General features: G+C 68.3%; 11 protein-coding genes. 9 read left to right on the forward strand and 2 right to left on the reverse strand.

Annotated features, from left to right (window positions below; translation table 11 throughout):
- Positions 1 to 150: 150 nt before the first annotated feature.
- The 4 genes from ACNFBT_RS19450 (at position 151) to recD (ending at position 10,314) form a co-directional block, all read left to right on the forward strand.
- Positions 151 to 993 (forward strand): DUF535 family protein, encoded by an 843-nt coding sequence (locus tag ACNFBT_RS19450; RefSeq protein WP_416752098.1) that lies wholly within the window; start codon positions 151 to 153, stop codon positions 991 to 993.
- 116 nt (positions 994 to 1,109) lie between these two features.
- Positions 1,110 to 4,577 carry an exodeoxyribonuclease V subunit gamma gene (recC, locus tag ACNFBT_RS19455; protein ID WP_416752100.1) on the forward strand — a complete coding sequence of 1,156 codons (3,468 nt, stop codon included), beginning with the start codon at positions 1,110 to 1,112 and terminating at the stop codon, positions 4,575 to 4,577.
- The gene (gene recB, locus ACNFBT_RS19460; RefSeq protein WP_416752102.1) at positions 4,574 to 8,281 is read left to right on the forward strand and encodes an exodeoxyribonuclease V subunit beta; all 3,708 of its coding nucleotides are present in this window, start codon (positions 4,574 to 4,576) and stop codon (positions 8,279 to 8,281) included. Before recC ends, recB begins: the two co-directional genes overlap by 4 nt.
- On the forward strand, positions 8,278 to 10,314 hold the full coding sequence (gene recD / locus ACNFBT_RS19465; RefSeq protein ID WP_416752103.1) for an exodeoxyribonuclease V subunit alpha: 2,037 nt from the start codon (positions 8,278 to 8,280) through the stop codon (positions 10,312 to 10,314). The genes recB and recD overlap by 4 nt, the downstream gene beginning before the upstream one ends.
- Positions 10,315 to 10,377: 63 nt before the next feature.
- On the opposite strand, the gene ACNFBT_RS19470 is transcribed toward recD, so the two are convergent.
- Positions 10,378 to 10,710, reverse strand: a complete 333-nt coding sequence (locus ACNFBT_RS19470) for a DUF1508 domain-containing protein (protein ID WP_416752105.1) — start codon at positions 10,708 to 10,710, stop codon at positions 10,378 to 10,380.
- Between the two features lie 298 nt (positions 10,711 to 11,008).
- Between ACNFBT_RS19470 and ACNFBT_RS19475 the strand changes: the two genes are divergently transcribed.
- From ACNFBT_RS19475 to ACNFBT_RS19495, 5 genes are all read left to right on the forward strand, one after another.
- Positions 11,009 to 11,377 (forward strand): YciI family protein, encoded by a 369-nt coding sequence (locus tag ACNFBT_RS19475; RefSeq protein WP_416752107.1) that lies wholly within the window; start codon positions 11,009 to 11,011, stop codon positions 11,375 to 11,377.
- Between the two features lie 27 nt (positions 11,378 to 11,404).
- The gene (locus tag ACNFBT_RS19480) at positions 11,405 to 11,947 is read left to right on the forward strand and encodes an SRPBCC family protein (RefSeq protein WP_416752109.1); all 543 of its coding nucleotides are present in this window, start codon (positions 11,405 to 11,407) and stop codon (positions 11,945 to 11,947) included.
- A 184-nt stretch (positions 11,948 to 12,131) separates the two neighbouring features.
- Complete coding sequence (locus ACNFBT_RS19485) at positions 12,132 to 12,914, forward strand: DUF899 domain-containing protein (RefSeq protein ID WP_416752111.1); 783 nt, start codon at positions 12,132 to 12,134, stop codon at positions 12,912 to 12,914.
- Between the two features lie 26 nt (positions 12,915 to 12,940).
- Positions 12,941 to 13,381 (forward strand): YybH family protein, encoded by a 441-nt coding sequence (locus tag ACNFBT_RS19490; protein WP_416752113.1) that lies wholly within the window; start codon positions 12,941 to 12,943, stop codon positions 13,379 to 13,381.
- 275 nt (positions 13,382 to 13,656) lie between these two features.
- The gene (locus ACNFBT_RS19495; protein WP_416752115.1) at positions 13,657 to 14,919 is read left to right on the forward strand and encodes an RNA polymerase sigma factor; all 1,263 of its coding nucleotides are present in this window, start codon (positions 13,657 to 13,659) and stop codon (positions 14,917 to 14,919) included.
- A 15-nt stretch (positions 14,920 to 14,934) separates the two neighbouring features.
- On the opposite strand, the gene ACNFBT_RS19500 is transcribed toward ACNFBT_RS19495, so the two are convergent.
- On the reverse strand, positions 14,935 to 15,708 hold the full coding sequence (locus tag ACNFBT_RS19500) for an SDR family NAD(P)-dependent oxidoreductase (protein WP_416752117.1): 774 nt from the start codon (positions 15,706 to 15,708) through the stop codon (positions 14,935 to 14,937).
- Between the last annotated feature and the right edge of the window lie 17 nt (positions 15,709 to 15,725).

Below are 15,725 nucleotides of genomic sequence, written 5' to 3' on the forward strand. Positions count from 1 at the left end.
GGTTCGGAAATTTCGCCCGGTCCTTGATGGTAATCCCTATATCTCCTCTGCAGCCTGCTCTCTAGCCTTCCGCGTTTTATGGCGGCCAACCAGGAAGCGGCGCACTCAGTTGCCGCGGGCCGTACGAACTCGCTGGAGACTGTTTCGGCCATGGCATTGAGCAACTTCTTCAAATCCGTCGACAAATGCATCGCCATGACGCGCTCGCCGTTCATGTTCCTGCAATGGAAGGAGCGGGTCGCGGGTGACAATCGGCTCTCGGTACCCTACAAGAACCAGGCCGTGGTGGCGCTACGGCATCGCAAGAGCTATCTCTGCCGCGACTGGGGGATCAGGGATCGGCTGCAGGTGCTTTCGACACACTACGCCCGGCTCGAAAGGCTGCCGCGGGTGTGGAGCGATCGCCTGCTCGACCATCAATCGATCGCCATCTGCGAGGTGGCCTTGAAGAGTGGCGGTGCACTGCTGCTGTCCCTCGAACCTTCGGAGTTCGGCAAGGAAGGGGAGATGGGCTTCTACCTGCGCGCCGCCGATGGTGAGCGCATGTATTCGATGAACTTTACTTTCGCTCCTGGCGACCGGGTCCTGATCGGCGGGCTCCAGGGACCACGGCCAACGGTCGAAGAGGGGACCTTGCGGGTGCTGGGCAAGGAGATGTTCGGCATGAGGCCGAAGAATCTCCTGCTGACCGCGCTCTACGCCTTTTCTGAGCTGGCGGGCTGCAAGCAGTTGCTGGGGGTGACCGATATGGCCCATGTCTGCTCCGACAGGCTCAAGTCGAGCTACGACCTGTTCTGGCAGGAGGCGCAGGGCGCGCCGCTCGACCGCTGTTGGTACCGGCTGCCCGATACCGAACCGGTTCGGGACATCGCCGAGGTCAAGAGTCAGCGGCGCGGCGAGTTCCGCCGGCGCGAGGCCCTGCGCGAGACGCTGGTTCAGGACATCCGGGCGGCCTGGAGTTCGGCGGTGGCCGAAGCGGGCGCAATGGTCTGACTCACGGGGGCTGGCCCAGGCCTTAAAAAACTCCTCCACCTTCCGCGCTTTTTTGGTGAAATGCCCGTCATTCCCGGCGGGCCGATCCTGGTGCCCGCTCCGCACCAGGAGAGACGATGAGCGATCAGCGACTGACCCCCGGCCTGATGGTGATCCACGGCAACCATCCGGAAGCGCTGCGCGACCTGCTGGTGCAGTGGATGAGCCTGCATCCGCTGGCGCCGCTGGAGAACGAAGTCATCCTGGTGCAGAGCAACGGCATCGCCCAGTGGCTGAAGCTGGCGCTGGGGCGCGACGTTGAGGAGGGCGGCTGCGGCGTGACCGCCGCGCTGGACGTGCAACTGCCCGCGCAGTTCCTCTGGCGCGCCTATCGCGGTGCGCTGGGCCGCGATGAGATTCCCGAAGTCTCGGTGCTCGACAAGGGCCCGCTGACCTGGCGCCTGATGCGCCTGTTGCCGACTTTGCTTGCGCGCGACGAATTCTCCACCCTGCAGCGCTTCCTCGCCGACGACGCCGACCTGCGCAAGCGCCATCAGCTGGCCGAGCGCCTGGCCGATCTGTTCGACCAGTACCAGGTCTACCGCGCCGACTGGCTGGAAGACTGGAGCCGCGGCGTCGACCAGCTGCGGCTGGCCAACGGCACGCTGCGCGAGCTGGAGGCCGACAACCGCTGGCAGGCCGCGCTGTGGCGCGCGCTGCTCGACGACGTCGGCCCCGAGGGCCTGGCCACCAGCCGTGCCGGGGTGCACGGGCGCTTCATCGAACGCCTCAAGGCCGCCGATCAGCCGCTGCCGAACCTGCCGCGCCGGGTGGTGGTGTTCGGCATTTCCGCCATGCCGGCGCAGACCGTCGAGGCCCTCGCCGTGCTGGCGCGCCACGCCCAGGTGCTGCTTTGCGTGCATAACCCCTGCCGCCACCACTGGGCCGACATCGTCGCCGACAAGGACCTGCTGCGCCACGAATACCGCCGCCAGCGCCGCCGCGCCGGTACCCCAGAGCTGCTCAGCGACGACCAGCAGCACCAGTACGCCCAGCCGCTGCTGGCCGCCTGGGGCAAGCAGGGCCGCGACTACATCAACCTGCTCGACCAGTACGACGACCCGGAAAGCTACCGTGCGCGCCTGGGCGCGGTGAGCAACGGGCGCATCGACCTGTTCAGCGAGGACGAGCCGCGCAACCTGCTCGGCCAATTGCAGGACGACATCCTCGAACTGCGCCCGTTGGGCGAAAGCCGCGAGCACTGGCCGGCGGTCGATCCGCAGATGGATGACTCGGTGCGCTTCCATGTCGCCCACAGCGCCCAGCGCGAGGTGGAAATCCTCCACGACCAACTGCTCGCCCGATTCGATGCCGACCCCACGCTGCGCCCGCGCGACGTGATCGTCATGGTCCCGGACATCAACCCCTACGCCCCGCACATCGAAGCCGTATTCGGCCAGCTGTCGCGCGACGACAAGCGCTTCATCCCCTACACCCTGGCCGACCAGGGCCAGCGCGGCCGCGAGCCGCTGCTGGTGGCGCTGGAACACCTGCTGCGCCTACCCGACAGCCGCTTCGCCGTAAGCGAAATCCTCGACCTGCTGGATGTTGCTGCCGTGCGCGCGCGCTTCGGCCTGGCCGACGCCGACCTGCCGCTGCTGCGCCGCTGGATCGATGGCGCCGGCGTGCGCTGGGGCCTCGACGGCCAGCAGCGCGAACGCCTCGGCCTGCCCGCCGCCGCCGAAGCCAACAGCTGGCGCTTCGGCCTGCGGCGCATGCTGCTCGGTTTCGCGGTGGGCGAGGGCGAAGCCTTCCAGGGTATCCAGCCCTACGCGGAAATCGGCGGGCTCGACGCTGCCGCGCTGGGGCCGCTGGCCGGGTTGCTCCAAGCATTGGAAGTGACTTGCGAAGAGCTGGCGGAGGAAGCAACTCCGGAAGAGTGGGTTAATCGTCTCGGCGCACTGCAGCAACGATTCTTCTCGATCACTGATGAACATGACGAAATGCTCCAGCAGGATCTGCTCAAGCTGCGTGATAAATGGCTGGAGACCTGCCAGCACGCCGGCTTCAGCGATCTATTGCCGCTCTCGGTGGTGCGCGAGGCCTGGCTCAGCGGCCTGGATGCCGGCGGCCTGAACCAGCGCTTCCTCGCTGGCGCGGTGAGCTTCTGCACCCTGATGCCGATGCGCGCGATTCCCTTCCAGCTGGTCTGCCTGCTGGGCATGAACGACGGCGACTACCCGCGCCCGCAATCGCCGCTGGACTTCGACCTGATGCGTAACGACTACCGCCCCGGCGACCGCTCGCGCCGAGAGGACGACCGCTACCTGCTGCTCGAAGCGCTGCTCTCGGCGCGTCGCCAGCTCTACGTCAGCTGGGTTGGCCGGAGCATCCGCGACAACAGCGAGCGCCCGCCCTCGGTGCTGATCGGCCAGTTGCGCGACCACCTCGCCGATGGCTGGCGGCGCGCCGACGGCGGCGACCTGTTGCACGGCCTGACCCTGGAGCATCCGCTGCAACCCTTCAGCCGTGCCTACTTTGCCGACGCGCCGGGCCAGGGCATCGACGGCCTCTACACCTACGCCCGAGAGTGGCGCGACGTGCACCGCGAACAGCATGCCGAGGCAAATGACGCGCCCCTGCCGCCGCTGGCGCTCGACGCGCCGATCAGCCTGCGCGTGCTGTCCGACTTCCTCGCCAATCCGGTGGGCGCCTTCTTCGTCCAGCGCCTCAAGGTGCGCTTCGCCGAAGAGCAGCTCACCGGCCAGGACGAGGAGCCCTTCGAGCTCAATGGCCTGGACGTCTGGCAACTGCAGTTCGAACTCTGCGAACGCCTGCGGCCCTGGGTGGAGCAGCATTGGCAGGCCGAGCAGCTGGACGCACAGCTGACCCGGCAGGTCGAGCGCCTGCGCCGCGAAGGCCGTCTGCCCCTGGCCGCCTTCGGTGAGTTCTCCGCCCAGACGCTGGTGGCGCCGCTCCACGATCTGCTGGCGCGCTACCGCGAACAGTTGGAGCACTGGTCGCAGATGGAAGAGGAGCAGCGCGAACTCAACCATGGGCACGCCGGCATCGAGCTGGTCGACTGGCTCGGCGGCCTGCGCCGCAATGCCGATGGCCAGCTCGCCAGCCTGCAACTGGTCAGCGGCAAGCTCCACGAAGGCAAGGGCTACAAATGGCATGGACTGGTGCGCCCGTGGGTGCGCCATCTCGCGCTGCAACTGTGCGGCGAGCCGGTGACCAGCGTGCTGGTCGGCCTGACCGGCACCCTCGAGTTCCCGCCGCTGCCCGCCGAGCAGGCGCGTGCCGAGCTGGATGCGCTGATGGACGCCTGGTTCCAGGGCATGAGCCGGCCGCTGCCGGTGGCCTGCAAGACCGCCTTCGCCTGGCTGGCCGCCGGCGAGGACGCCGAGCGCGCCGCCCGCGAGGCCGCCAAGCGCTATGACGGCGGCTTCAACCTGAGCGGCGAGGCTGCCTCTTCGGCGGCGTTGGCGCGGGTCTACCCGGACTTCGCCACGCTCGACGCCAGCGAGGAATTCACCGCCTGGGCCGAAGCGCTCTACGGGCCCCTGTTTGAATTGCTGCAGCGCAAGGAGGAGGCCGCATGAGCGCCGTCGAGCTCAATCCGCTGAATTTCCCGCTGCATGGCAGCCGGCTGATCGAAGCCAGCGCCGGCACCGGCAAGACCTTCACCATCGCCTTGCTCTATGTGCGCCTGGTACTCGACCACGGCGGCGAGCAGGCGGCGTTCGGCCGGCCACTGAGCCCGCCGGAAATCCTCGTGGTGACCTTCACCGAAGCGGCGACCCAGGAGCTGCGCGAACGTATCCGCGCGCGCCTGGGCGAAGCCGCGCACTGCTTCGCCGAGCCCGAGGGCGAGCACGATGGCCTGCTGCTGAAGCTGCGCGACAGCTATCCCGCCGAGCGTTGGCCGGGCTGCGCGCGCCTGCTGCGCCTGGCCGCCGAATGGATGGATGAGGCCGCCGTCTCCACCATCCACAGCTGGTGCTACCGCATGCTGCGCGAGCACGCCTTCGACAGCGGCAGCCTGTTCACCCAGGACCTGGCCGCCGACCAGAGCGAACTGCTCGCCGAAGCGGTACGCGACTACTGGCGACGCAATTTCTATCCACTGGACGTTGCCGCGGCCAACGCCGTGCGCCACTGCTACGCCGGCCCCGAGGCCCTGATGCGCGCCGTGCAGCCGCTGCTGGCGGCGCAGGAGGCGGGCTTCCGCTACGCCGACCAGCCGCTCGAGGCCCCAGCCTCGCTGGGTGAGCTGCTGGAGTCCACCGGCCAGTGGTACGACGAACTCGCCGCCGCCGAAACCCGCGCCCGCGACGCCTGGGCGGCGGATCGCGCGAATCTCGCCGAACTGCTGCGCAACCTGCGCGGCGACCTCAACGGCAACAGCTATCGCGGCAAGGACGACGACGCCGTCTTCGGCGGCTGGATCGAAGCGCTGGACGCCTGGAGTGCGGGCGCCGACGCACCGGACAATCTGGCCAAGTTCGGCCAGACGCGGATCAAGGTGAAGGCCAAGGCCGTGGTGCCGGAACACCCGGCGTTGCGGGCTATCGACGCCTGGGCGGAGCGCTCTGACCAGTGTCCGGACATTGCACCGCAACTGTTGCTGCACGCCCTGGACGAAGTGCGCCAGAGCCTGGAGGCGGAAAAACAGAAGCGTGCTGAACTGGGCTTCGACGACCTGCTGGTGCGTCTCGACCGCGCGCTGGCCGGCAGTGGCGGTGAACGCCTGGCCGAGCGCATCCGCGAGCAGTTCCCGGTGGCGCTGATCGACGAATTCCAGGACACCGACCCGCTGCAGTACCGCATCTTCGAGCGCGTCTACCGCATCGCGGAAAACCCGAGAGAAGGTTCTTCAGAAAAGAAGTTGGGCCTCTTCATGATCGGCGACCCCAAGCAGGCGATCTACGCCTTCCGTGGCGCCGACATCCACACCTACCTGCGCGCTCGCGCCGCCACCGCTGGGCGCCATTACACGCTGGGCACCAACTTCCGCTCCACGCGTGCCATGGTGACGGCGGCCAACCGCTGCTTCCTGTTCGCCGAGGGGCACCTGCGCGGCGCCTTCCGCTTTGCCGAGGAAGGACAGGACAACCCCGTTCCCTTCCTCGAAGTCGGCGCCCGTGGGCGTGATGAAACCCTGCTGCTGGAAGGCAGCGAAGCATCGGCCATGACCTTCTGGCAGCTGGACAACGACGGCCAGGTCTGCGGCTCCGTCTTCTACCGCCAGGAGATGGCCGCGCGCAGCGCCAGCGCCATCCAGCGCTGGCTGAGTTCGGCGCAGAGCGGCTTCCGCGCGGCCGATGGCCGCTGGCGCGACCTGCGCCCGGCGGACATTGCCATCCTCGTGCGCGGCCGTAGCGAGGCCGAGGCGATCCGCGCCGAGCTGGCCGCACGGCGGCTGGCCAGCGTCTACCTGTCCGACCGCGACTCGGTGTTCGACAGCCCTGAGGCGGTGGACCTGCTGCACTGGCTGCGCGCCTGCGCCGACCCCGGCGACGACGGCGCCCTGCGCATCGCCCTGGCCACCCGCAGCCTGGCGCTGGACTGGGCGACCCTGGAGCGGCTGAACCAGGACGAGCGCTTCTGGGAAGACATGCTGCTGCGCTTCCGCGACTACCGCGTGCTCTGGCAGCAGCAGGGCGTGTTGCCGATGCTGCGTCGCCTGCTCGCCGACTTCGCCCTGCCGGCGCGCCTGTTGCGGCAGATCGACGGCGAACGCAGCCTGACCAACCTGCTGCACCTGGCCGAATGGCTGCAGCGTGAGGCGGTGGAACTGGACGGCGAACACGCGCTGCTGCGCGTGCTGGCGGAGCAGCTGGAAAGCCCATCCAGCGAGGAAATCCTTCGCCTGGAAAGCGACGCCGACCTGATCAAGGTGGTGACCATCCACAAGTCCAAGGGCCTGGAATACCCGCTGGTGCTGCTGCCCTTCATCTGCAGCTGGCGCGAACTGGATGGCAAGAGCGGCACGCCGCCGAGCTTCCAGTCCGGGGATGCGCGGGTGGTGGAGCTGTCCCGCGACAAGGAGCTGGCCAAGGCGGCTTATCAACAGGCCAACGACGAACGCCTGAGCGAGGATATGCGCCTGCTCTACGTGGCCCTGACCCGCGCGCGGCATGCCGTGTGGCTGGGCGTTGCGCCGCTGGTGATGAGCAACAGCAAGAGCCCGGAACTGCACAAGGGCGCCATGGGCTACCTGCTTGGCGGCGGCAATGCGCTGGGCGTGGACGAGCTCGCCGCGCGCCTGGGCGAATTGCAGGCCGGCCACGGCGAGATCGTCCTCGCAGCGGCGCCTCCTGCCGACCTGCAACTGTTTGTCGGCCCGCAGGCCGGCGAGCTGGGCGCGGCCCGCGAGCCGCGTCGACGGGTGGCGGAGAAGTGGTGGATCGCCAGCTACTCGGCGTTGGCGAACCTCGCCGGCGACGAGGACATCGAGTCGCCCGCACCCGCGCCGGCGGCGGACGAACCCACCAGCGCCGGCGAAGATCTGTTGCGCGAAAGCAGCCTGGAGGAAACCCGCGAAGCCGATGCCGTGCCGGCGCCGGGCAGCCTGCACGCCTTCCCCCGCGGAGCCAACCCCGGCAGCTTCCTCCACGGCTTGCTGGAGTGGGCGGCCGACGAAGGCTTCGGCACCTGCGACCCGCAGCAGTTGCGCGATCAATTGGCGCGGCGTTGCCAGGTGCGCGGCTGGGAGGCCTGGATCGAGCCGCTGCACAGCTGGCTGATGCAATTGCTGCACACCGGCTTCCGCCTGCCCGATGCGGCGCCCGCCAGCCTCGCCGGGCTCTCCAGCTACCAGAAGGAAATGGAGTTCTGGTTCTCCACCCGCCGGGTGGACAGCCAGCGCCTGGACCGCATCGTCACCCGCCATACCCTCGGCGGCGCGGCCCGGCCGGCGCTGCAGGCAAACCAGCTGAACGGGATGCTCAAGGGCTTCATCGACCTGGTGTTCGAACATGAAGGCCGCTACTACGTGGCCGACTACAAATCCAACTGGCTCGGCGCCGACGACGAGGCGTACACCGAGCCGGCCCTGCGCGAGGCGTTGCTGGAGCACCGCTACGACCTGCAGTACGCGCTCTACCTGTTCGCCCTGCACCGCCTGCTGCAGGCGCGCCTGCCGGACTATGACTACGACCGCCACGTCGGCGGGGCTATGTACCTGTTCCTGCGCGGCAGCCAGTCGGCGACCCAGGGCATGTACCTGGAGCGCCCGCCCAAGGCCTTGATGGAGGAACTGGATCGCTTGTTCCGCGCCGTCGATGAGGAGATGCCGGCATGATCGCGCCGCAGAAAACCGCCGGTGAAATGCTCGAACTGATCGGCCGCTGGGCCGGTCGCGGCTGGCTGCGCGAGCTCGACCGTGCCTTCGCGACCTTCCTCGTGGAGCGGGTGGCGGATGCGCATCCGCTGCTGATCCTGGCCGCCGCGCTGGCCAGCCACCAGCTCGGTCGCGGGCATGTCTGCCTGGACCTTGCGGCGACCCTCGCCGATAGCCGTTTCGCGCTGTCGCTGCCGCCGGAAGGGGACGCCGCTAAGGACGCCCCCGAGCTGCCCGGCGTACTGCTCGACGGCCTGACGCTGGATGCCTGGCAGGCGGCATTGAACGATCCGCGCCTGATCGGCGAAGGTGCCGGCGATACGCCGTTGGTGCGGGTCGGCCGGCGCCTGTACCTGCGGCGCTACTGGCAATACGAATGCGCGGTGCGCGCCGGGATCGACCAGCGCCTGCGCCAGGGCGAGGCCTTGCGCGCCGGCCTGCCCGCCGCGCAATTGCGCCAGGCGCTGGACGCGCTGTTCCCGAAGAAAGCGGGTGCTCCGGCGGACTGGCAGAAGCTGGCCTGCGCGCTGGTGGCGGGGAATGCCTTCGGCATCGTCACCGGCGGCCCCGGCACCGGCAAGACCACCACCGTGGTCAAGCTGCTGGCGCTGCTGCAGAGCCTGGCGCTGGGGGAGGGTGGACGGCCCTTGCGCATCCGTCTGGCCGCGCCCACCGGCAAGGCCGCCGCGCGCCTCAACGAATCCATTGCCGGCGCCGTGCAGCGCCTGCAGCTCGACGGCCTGCCCAACGGCGAGGCCGCGCGCGAGGCGATCCCCACCGAGGTCACCACGCTCCACCGACTGCTCGGCAGCCGCCCGGACAGCCGCCAGTTCCGCCACCACGCCGGCAACCCGCTGGCGCTGGAGCTGCTGGTGGTGGACGAAGCGTCGATGGTCGACCTGGAAATGATGGCCTCGTTGCTCGCCGCATTGCCGCCGCGCGCTCGCCTGATCCTCCTCGGCGACAAGGACCAGCTGGCCTCGGTGGAGGCCGGCGCGGTGCTTGGCGAGCTGTGCAGCCGCGCCCGCGAGGGCCACTACCGACCGGCCACCCGCGACTGGCTGGAAGCGGTGACGGGAGAGCACATCGATCCGGTGCTATTGGACGAACAGGGCAGCGATCTCGACCAGGTCGTGGCCATGCTCCGTCACAGCCACCGCTTCAGCGCCGACAGCGGCATCGGCCAGTTGGCGGAGGCGGTGAACGCCGGCGACATCCCGGCCCTGCGCGAGGTGTGGAAGGCCCGCCATGAAGACCTGACCCGCATCGCCGTGGACGCCCAGGAGACCCGCAACCTGCGCGGCCTGGTGGTGGACGGCGGACGCGGCGGCGACCTGTTCGGGCCGGTCGGCTACCGCCATTACCTCAGCGTGCTGGCGGCCAAGCGGCCGGCCGTGCATGCCGACCAGGCGGCGCTGGACGGCTGGGCCCGGCAGGTGCTGGAGGCCCATGGGCAGTTCCAGTTGCTCTGTGCCCTGCGTCGCGGGCCCTGGGGAGTCGAGGGCCTCAACACGCTGATCACTGAGTTGCTGCACGGCGAAGGGCTGATCCCCTCGACCCACGCCTGGTTCCTCGGCCGACCGGTACTGGTGACGCGCAACGACTATGGCCTGGGGCTGATGAACGGGGATATCGGCATCACCCTGGCGCTACCGCAGACGGCGGACGACGGCAGCGTGCGCTGGGTGCCACGGGTGGCCTTCCCGGCGGGCGACGGCAGCGATGCCATTCGCTGGATTCTGCCCAGCCGCCTGCAGGCGGTGGAGACGGTGTTCGCCATGACGGTGCACAAGTCCCAGGGCTCGGAGTTTACCCACGCCGCCTTGCTGTTGCCGGACAGCCTCAACCCGATCCTCACCCGCGAGCTGGTCTACACCGGCATCACCCGCGCGCGCCGCTGGTTCACCCTGGCCAGTGCCGGGCGCGGCTGGCAGGTGCTGGAGCAGGCTACGGAGCGGCGGGTCCAACGGGCGAGCGGATTGCTGGATCGCTAAGACTCGAGGGCTGAAGCCCCCCCAAAGAAAAGCCCCGCACCAGGCGGGGCTTTTCGTTCAGCATCAGGCGTGCGGGCGCAGCTCGTTGCTGAGGCCGGCCTGGGCGATCGTTGCGATCGCCTGGTCACGGGTCGCTTCGGAATCGTACAGCTTGCTTTTCAGCAGTTCTGCACCGGTGTTGTCGCGGATCACGAAGAAGTTCTTGCCGCTCGAGGCCATCTGCCGCTTGAAGCGCTCCGGGCTGCCACAGCAGCCGCGCAGGCTGTTGATGGCGTGCTCGGCCGCTTCCTGGCTGGGGTAGTACCCGCTTTCCAGAAGCGTGCCATGGGCCGTGGTCTTGAGCAGGAAACGACGGTTTCCGCTGTTGAGTTCCTTGATTTCATACCAACCGGGCATGTGTTGCTCCAACTACTCGGTGTCGACGACCTGCGGGTTTGCGCAGGGTGACAGACCAGTCTAGGGAGATGGGCTGGGCGAGTAGATAGGACGAGTCTTAATAGCTTGTAGGACGGGTCGTCTTCGCGGTCTTCTCCTCCAGCCTTTCATTACCGTGGCGAGCGATGCGCGAATCGCCCACGGGTGGTCTCCGCGCACTGCTCGAGAAGCCTGGCGAAAAAATTTTCCCTCGGCTGTCGATTTCCGTTGCCGTGCTTCGACTAGGGATAGAACGCACTCGCCGAGCCGGGAGCCGAGCATGAAATACCTCTGCCTGATCTACGTGGACGACAGCCGGGTCGCCAGCCTGCCTAAGCCGGTGTTCCGCCAGGTGATCGACGAGTGCCGCTGCAACGAGGAGCGGCTGCGCGCGAACGGCCAGTTGCTGGCCGCGCAGGCGCTGGAGCCGGTGGCGAGCGCCACCACGCTGCGCCATGCTGGCGGCGAGCTGGTGATCACCGACGGTCCGTTCGCCGAGACCAAGGAACACCTGGGCGGCTTCGTGCTGCTGGAGGCGCGTGATCTCAACGAGGCGCTGCAGATCGCCGGTCGTTTGCCGTCGGGGCGGCTAGGCTGCGTCGAGGTTCGACCGGTCCGCGACTGGGACCGTTACTTTGCCGGGCAATGAGCCCATCGACACCATCAGGAGGATGTCATGTTGAAGTGGATTGCAGTGGTCGTGGTTCTGGCCGTGGCCGTGGCCGTGGTCGTGGTGCTGGTTCTGGCGGCGAGCCGGCCGGACAGCTTCAGGGTGGAGCGTACGGCGCGCATCCAGGCGCCGCCGGAGAAGGTCTTCGCCTACATCGAGGACTTCCACCGTTGGCCGCAATGGTCACCCTTCGAGAAGCTCGACCCGGACATGCAGCGCAGCTTCTCGGGAGCGGACAAGGGGCGTGGCGCGGTATACGCCTGGGCCGGCAACAGCAAGGCCGGGGAAGGACGCATGGAGATCATCGAGAGCACCCCGGCCACGCGGGTGAACATCGCGCTGGAGTTCATCAAGCCGTTCAAGGCCAGCAACACCGCCGAGTTCACCCTGCTGCCGCGTGACGGTGCCACCGAAGTGACCTGGGCGATGTACGGTCCCACGCCCTTCGTGGCGAAGATCATGCACCTGTTCTTCAGCATGGACAGCATGGTCGGCAAGGACTTCGAGGCGGGCCTGGCCAACCTCAAGCGGCTCAGCGAGCAGGGCTGAGTCTTCCGGCAGGGCAACCGTCGAGGAGGTCCGCCAGGTGCCCCTTGTGCCTTGGCACCCTGACGCTGGCGGTGTCCGGCTTCCTCTGCGCCGGCGGCGCCAGCGCGTTCGCAATCACCCGCCTGCGCGGCAAACGCCGCGCAAACTCCAATCCGCAACCGGGCCGTGCCCAGGAGCGTGCATCATGAGTCTCGCCAACCAACCCTTCCCCCGCGTGGTCTCCCGTGACGAGTGGCTGCAGGCGCGCAAGCATCTGCTGGAGCAGGAGAAGGCCGCCACCCGCGCCCGCGATGCGCTGAGCGCCGTGCGAAGGGCGCTGCCGGTGGTGCGCATCGACAAGGATTACCGCTTCGAAGGCCCCCGCGGCACCTTGCGGCTGGTGGACCTGTTCGAGGGACGGCCGCAACTGATCGTCTACCACTTCATGTTCCACCGCGACAAAGCCCTGGGCTGCGAGGGCTGCTCCTTCCTGATCGACAACCTGGGACGGCTGGAGCACCTGCATGCGCGCGGCACCACCCTGGCCATGGTCTCCCGTGCGCCACTGCAGGAGATTGCGCCGTTCCGCGAGCGCATGGGCTGGACCTTGCCCTGGTACTCCTCGTTCGGCAGCGACTTCAACTACGACTTCCACGTCAGCATCGACGAGCAGGTCGCGCCGGTAGAGTACAACTACCGGGACAAGGCGGAGCTCGAACGGCTTGGCCAGGGCTACCACGTGCAGGGCGAGCAGCCGGGCCTGAGCGTGTTCCTGCGCGACGGCGACCAGGTGTTCCACTGCTACTCGACCTATGGGCGTGGGCTGGAAGCGCCGCTGTTCACCTATCACCTGCTCGACCTCACGCCGCTGGGGCGGGGCGAGGGCTGGGGCGGCATGCCCGACTACGAAGGCAAGGGCATGAACTGGACGCGCTTCCACGACGAGTACGACGAGCCCGCCAGGCCGCACAGCTGCTGTGCGTCCTGAGCTGGCCGGGAGAGGAGGGCAACACCATGAGCGCTGCCGAAAACACCCAGGCCAACGCCGAGCTGCAGGCGCTGCTGGCAAGCTGGCTGAGTGCCGTGCACGCGTGCGACGCCCAGGCCATTGCAGGCCACTACAGCCATGACATCCACGCCTTCGATGCGGTGAAACAGTTGCAGTTCCGGGGCGTGGAGGCCTACACCAGGCACTGGGCCGAGTGCCTGCAGATGTGCACCCAGCACAGCTTCGACATGCACCAGTTGAGTTTCGAGGTCTCCGGCGACATCGCCTTCGGCCACTACCTGGCCTACTGCGGCGGCACCGACAAGGACGGCGTGCACAACGCCTCCTGGGCGCGCGCCACGCTCGGCCTGCGCCGCGAGCAGGGGCAGTGGAAGATCGCCCATGAGCACTTCTCGATTCCCTTCGATCCGGCGACCGGGCAACTGTTGTTCGATGCCAGGCCCTGAATCCATGCGCTGCGATTCCCCTCACCCCCATCCTCTCCCGAACGAGAGGGAGCCGATCGTGCCGGCGGAGACCTTGGTATCCGCCGACATCCGGACAGTCCCCTCTCCCTTTGGGAGAGGGTTAGGGTGAGGGCAGCAGGTGGCATGGCCTCTCCAGGCCGATCGACACACCTCGCAACGCTCTCACTGCGCGCACCCGTCCGCCCGCTTCCCACACAATCGAAAACCCGTGCAGGATAGGCAGACCCTTCCTACCCCAAGGACCATCGGCCGCCATGCACGACTACGCCCCCCAGGCCCTGCGCGATGTGGTGGACGATGTCTACCGCCGCGAATCGCGCCGCGTGCTGGCCACGCTGATCCGCCTGCTGGGTGATTTCGACCTGGCCGAGGAGGCGCTGCACGAAGCCTTCGTCGCCGCCGTGGAGCAGTGGCGGCGGGATGGCGTGCCGGCCAATCCGCGCCCCTGGCTGGTGTCCGCCGGACGCTTCAAGGCCATCGACGGCCTGCGCCGCCGGGCGCGCTTCGACGCTTCGCTGCTGCAGATCGCCGAGCAACTGGAGATCGATGCGCAATCGGTCGAGGAGCAGGCCGACGAGAGCGTCGAGGACGACCGTCTGCGCCTGATCTTCACCTGCTGCCACCCGGTGTTGCCGGCGGACGCCCAAGTGCCGCTGACCCTGCGCGAGGTCTGCGACCTGAAGACCGAGGAGATCGCCCGCGCTTACCTGGCCACGCCGTCCACCATCGCCCAGCGCATCGTCCGCGCCAAGGCGAAGATCCGCGATGCGAGGATTCCCTACCAGGTGCCGGAAGCCGCCGAACTGCCCGAGCGCCTGGCCAGCGTGCTGCGGGTAATCTACCTGGTGTTCAACGAAGGCTATTCAGCCTCGGCGGGCGACTCGCTGACCCGCACCGACCTGTCCGCCGAGGCCATACGCCTTGGCCGACAGTTGCTTGAACTGCTGCCGGAAGCGGAAGTGATGGGCCTGCTGGCGCTGATGCTGCTCCACGAATCGCGGCGCGAAGCGCGCACCGGCCCGGACGGCCAGATGGTGCTGCTCGAGCAGCAGGAGCGCCGCTACTGGAACCGCGAACAGATCGACGAGGGCCGGCAACTGATCGTCGCGGCGTTGGCCACCCGCCAGGTCGGCCCCTATACCCTGCAGGCGGCGATTTCCGCCGTGCATGCGGTGGCGCCAGATTTCGCCAGCACCGACTGGGTGGAGATCGTCGGCCTGTACGACGCCTTGCTGGGTATCCAGCCTTCGCCGGTGATCGAGCTCAATCGCGCGGTGGCGCTGGCCATGCGCGACGGCCCGGACGCCGGACTAGAACAGGTGGACGCCATCCTGGCCCGAGGCGAACTGCAGGACTACCACCTGGCCCACGCGGCCCGCGCCGACCTGTGCCGGCGCCTGGATCGCCGCGACGAGGCGCGCGAGTCTTACACCCGGGCCCTGGAACTGGTGCGGCAGGAGCCGGAACGGCGCTTCCTGGAGCAACGCCTGCGCGAACTGGCCGAGGCCGGGACTTAGCCCACAGGTGAAGACTTACAGGCTGCTCACCAGGTGCCCGCCATCCACCGCCAGCACGGCGCCGGTCATGAAGGCGCCGGCGTCGCTGGCCAGTAGCAGGAAGGGGCCTTCAAGTTCGCGGAGCTGGCCCAGGCGGCGCATGGGCACTATGTCGCGGATGTAGGCCAGGCCCTTCTCGCTGTCGAAGTAGGCGTCGTTCATTTCCGTCCTGAAGTAGCCCGGCGCGATGGCGTTGACCCGCACCTGGTAGCGCGCCAGCTCCAGCGCCAGGGACTTGCTCAGCTGCACCACACCGGCCTTGGCCGCGCAGTAGTGGCTGTAGCCGCCGCCCACCCGCAGGCCGAGGATCGAGGCGATGTTGACGATGCTGCCGCCGCGCTGGGCCTTGGCCAGACGCTGCGCCGCACACTGGGCCACGCGCCAGACGCCGTCGAGGTTGGTGGAGAGCATGGCGCGCCAGTCGTCCTCGCTGATCTCCAGCGCCCGCTGGCCGTTGCCGATACCGGCATTGTTGAGCACCACGTCAACCACGCCGAACTGCGCTTCGGCGCTGTCGAAGGCCGCTTCCACGCTGGCGCGGTCGGTCACGTCCAGCGCCACCGCCAGGGCTTCGCCGCCGTCACTGCGAATTGCGTCGGCCAGTTGCGCCAGCCGTTCGGTGCGTCGCGCCGCCAGCACTACCCGTGCCCCGGCACGGGCGGCGACGCGCGCCAGATGGGCGCCGATGCCGCTGGAGGCGCCGGTGATCAGCACGGTCTTGCCGGCCAGGGAGAAGAGGTCGTTGCTCATGGCTGCACCCGAAGTCA

Source organism: Pseudomonas sp. NY15181 (assembly GCF_048068055.1).
GTDB lineage: Bacteria > Pseudomonadota > Gammaproteobacteria > Pseudomonadales > Pseudomonadaceae > Pseudomonas.

Bases quoted from the DNA above. Each gene is read 5' to 3' on its own strand.
- ACNFBT_RS19450 (WP_416752098.1), top strand. From the start codon at position 151: ATGGCATTGAGCAACTTCTTCAAATCCGTCGACAAATGCATCGCCATG.
- recC (WP_416752100.1), top strand. From the start codon at position 1,110: ATGAGCGATCAGCGACTGACCCCCGGCCTGATGGTGATCCACGGCAAC.
- recB (WP_416752102.1), top strand. From the start codon at position 4,574: ATGAGCGCCGTCGAGCTCAATCCGCTGAATTTCCCGCTGCATGGCAGC.
- recD (WP_416752103.1), top strand. From the start codon at position 8,278: ATGATCGCGCCGCAGAAAACCGCCGGTGAAATGCTCGAACTGATCGGC.
- ACNFBT_RS19470 (WP_416752105.1), bottom strand. From the start codon at position 10,710: ATGCCCGGTTGGTATGAAATCAAGGAACTCAACAGCGGAAACCGTCGT.
- ACNFBT_RS19475 (WP_416752107.1), top strand. From the start codon at position 11,009: ATGAAATACCTCTGCCTGATCTACGTGGACGACAGCCGGGTCGCCAGC.
- ACNFBT_RS19480 (WP_416752109.1), top strand. From the start codon at position 11,405: ATGTTGAAGTGGATTGCAGTGGTCGTGGTTCTGGCCGTGGCCGTGGCC.
- ACNFBT_RS19485 (WP_416752111.1), top strand. From the start codon at position 12,132: ATGAGTCTCGCCAACCAACCCTTCCCCCGCGTGGTCTCCCGTGACGAG.
- ACNFBT_RS19490 (WP_416752113.1), top strand. From the start codon at position 12,941: ATGAGCGCTGCCGAAAACACCCAGGCCAACGCCGAGCTGCAGGCGCTG.
- ACNFBT_RS19495 (WP_416752115.1), top strand. From the start codon at position 13,657: ATGCACGACTACGCCCCCCAGGCCCTGCGCGATGTGGTGGACGATGTC.
- ACNFBT_RS19500 (WP_416752117.1), bottom strand. From the start codon at position 15,708: ATGAGCAACGACCTCTTCTCCCTGGCCGGCAAGACCGTGCTGATCACC.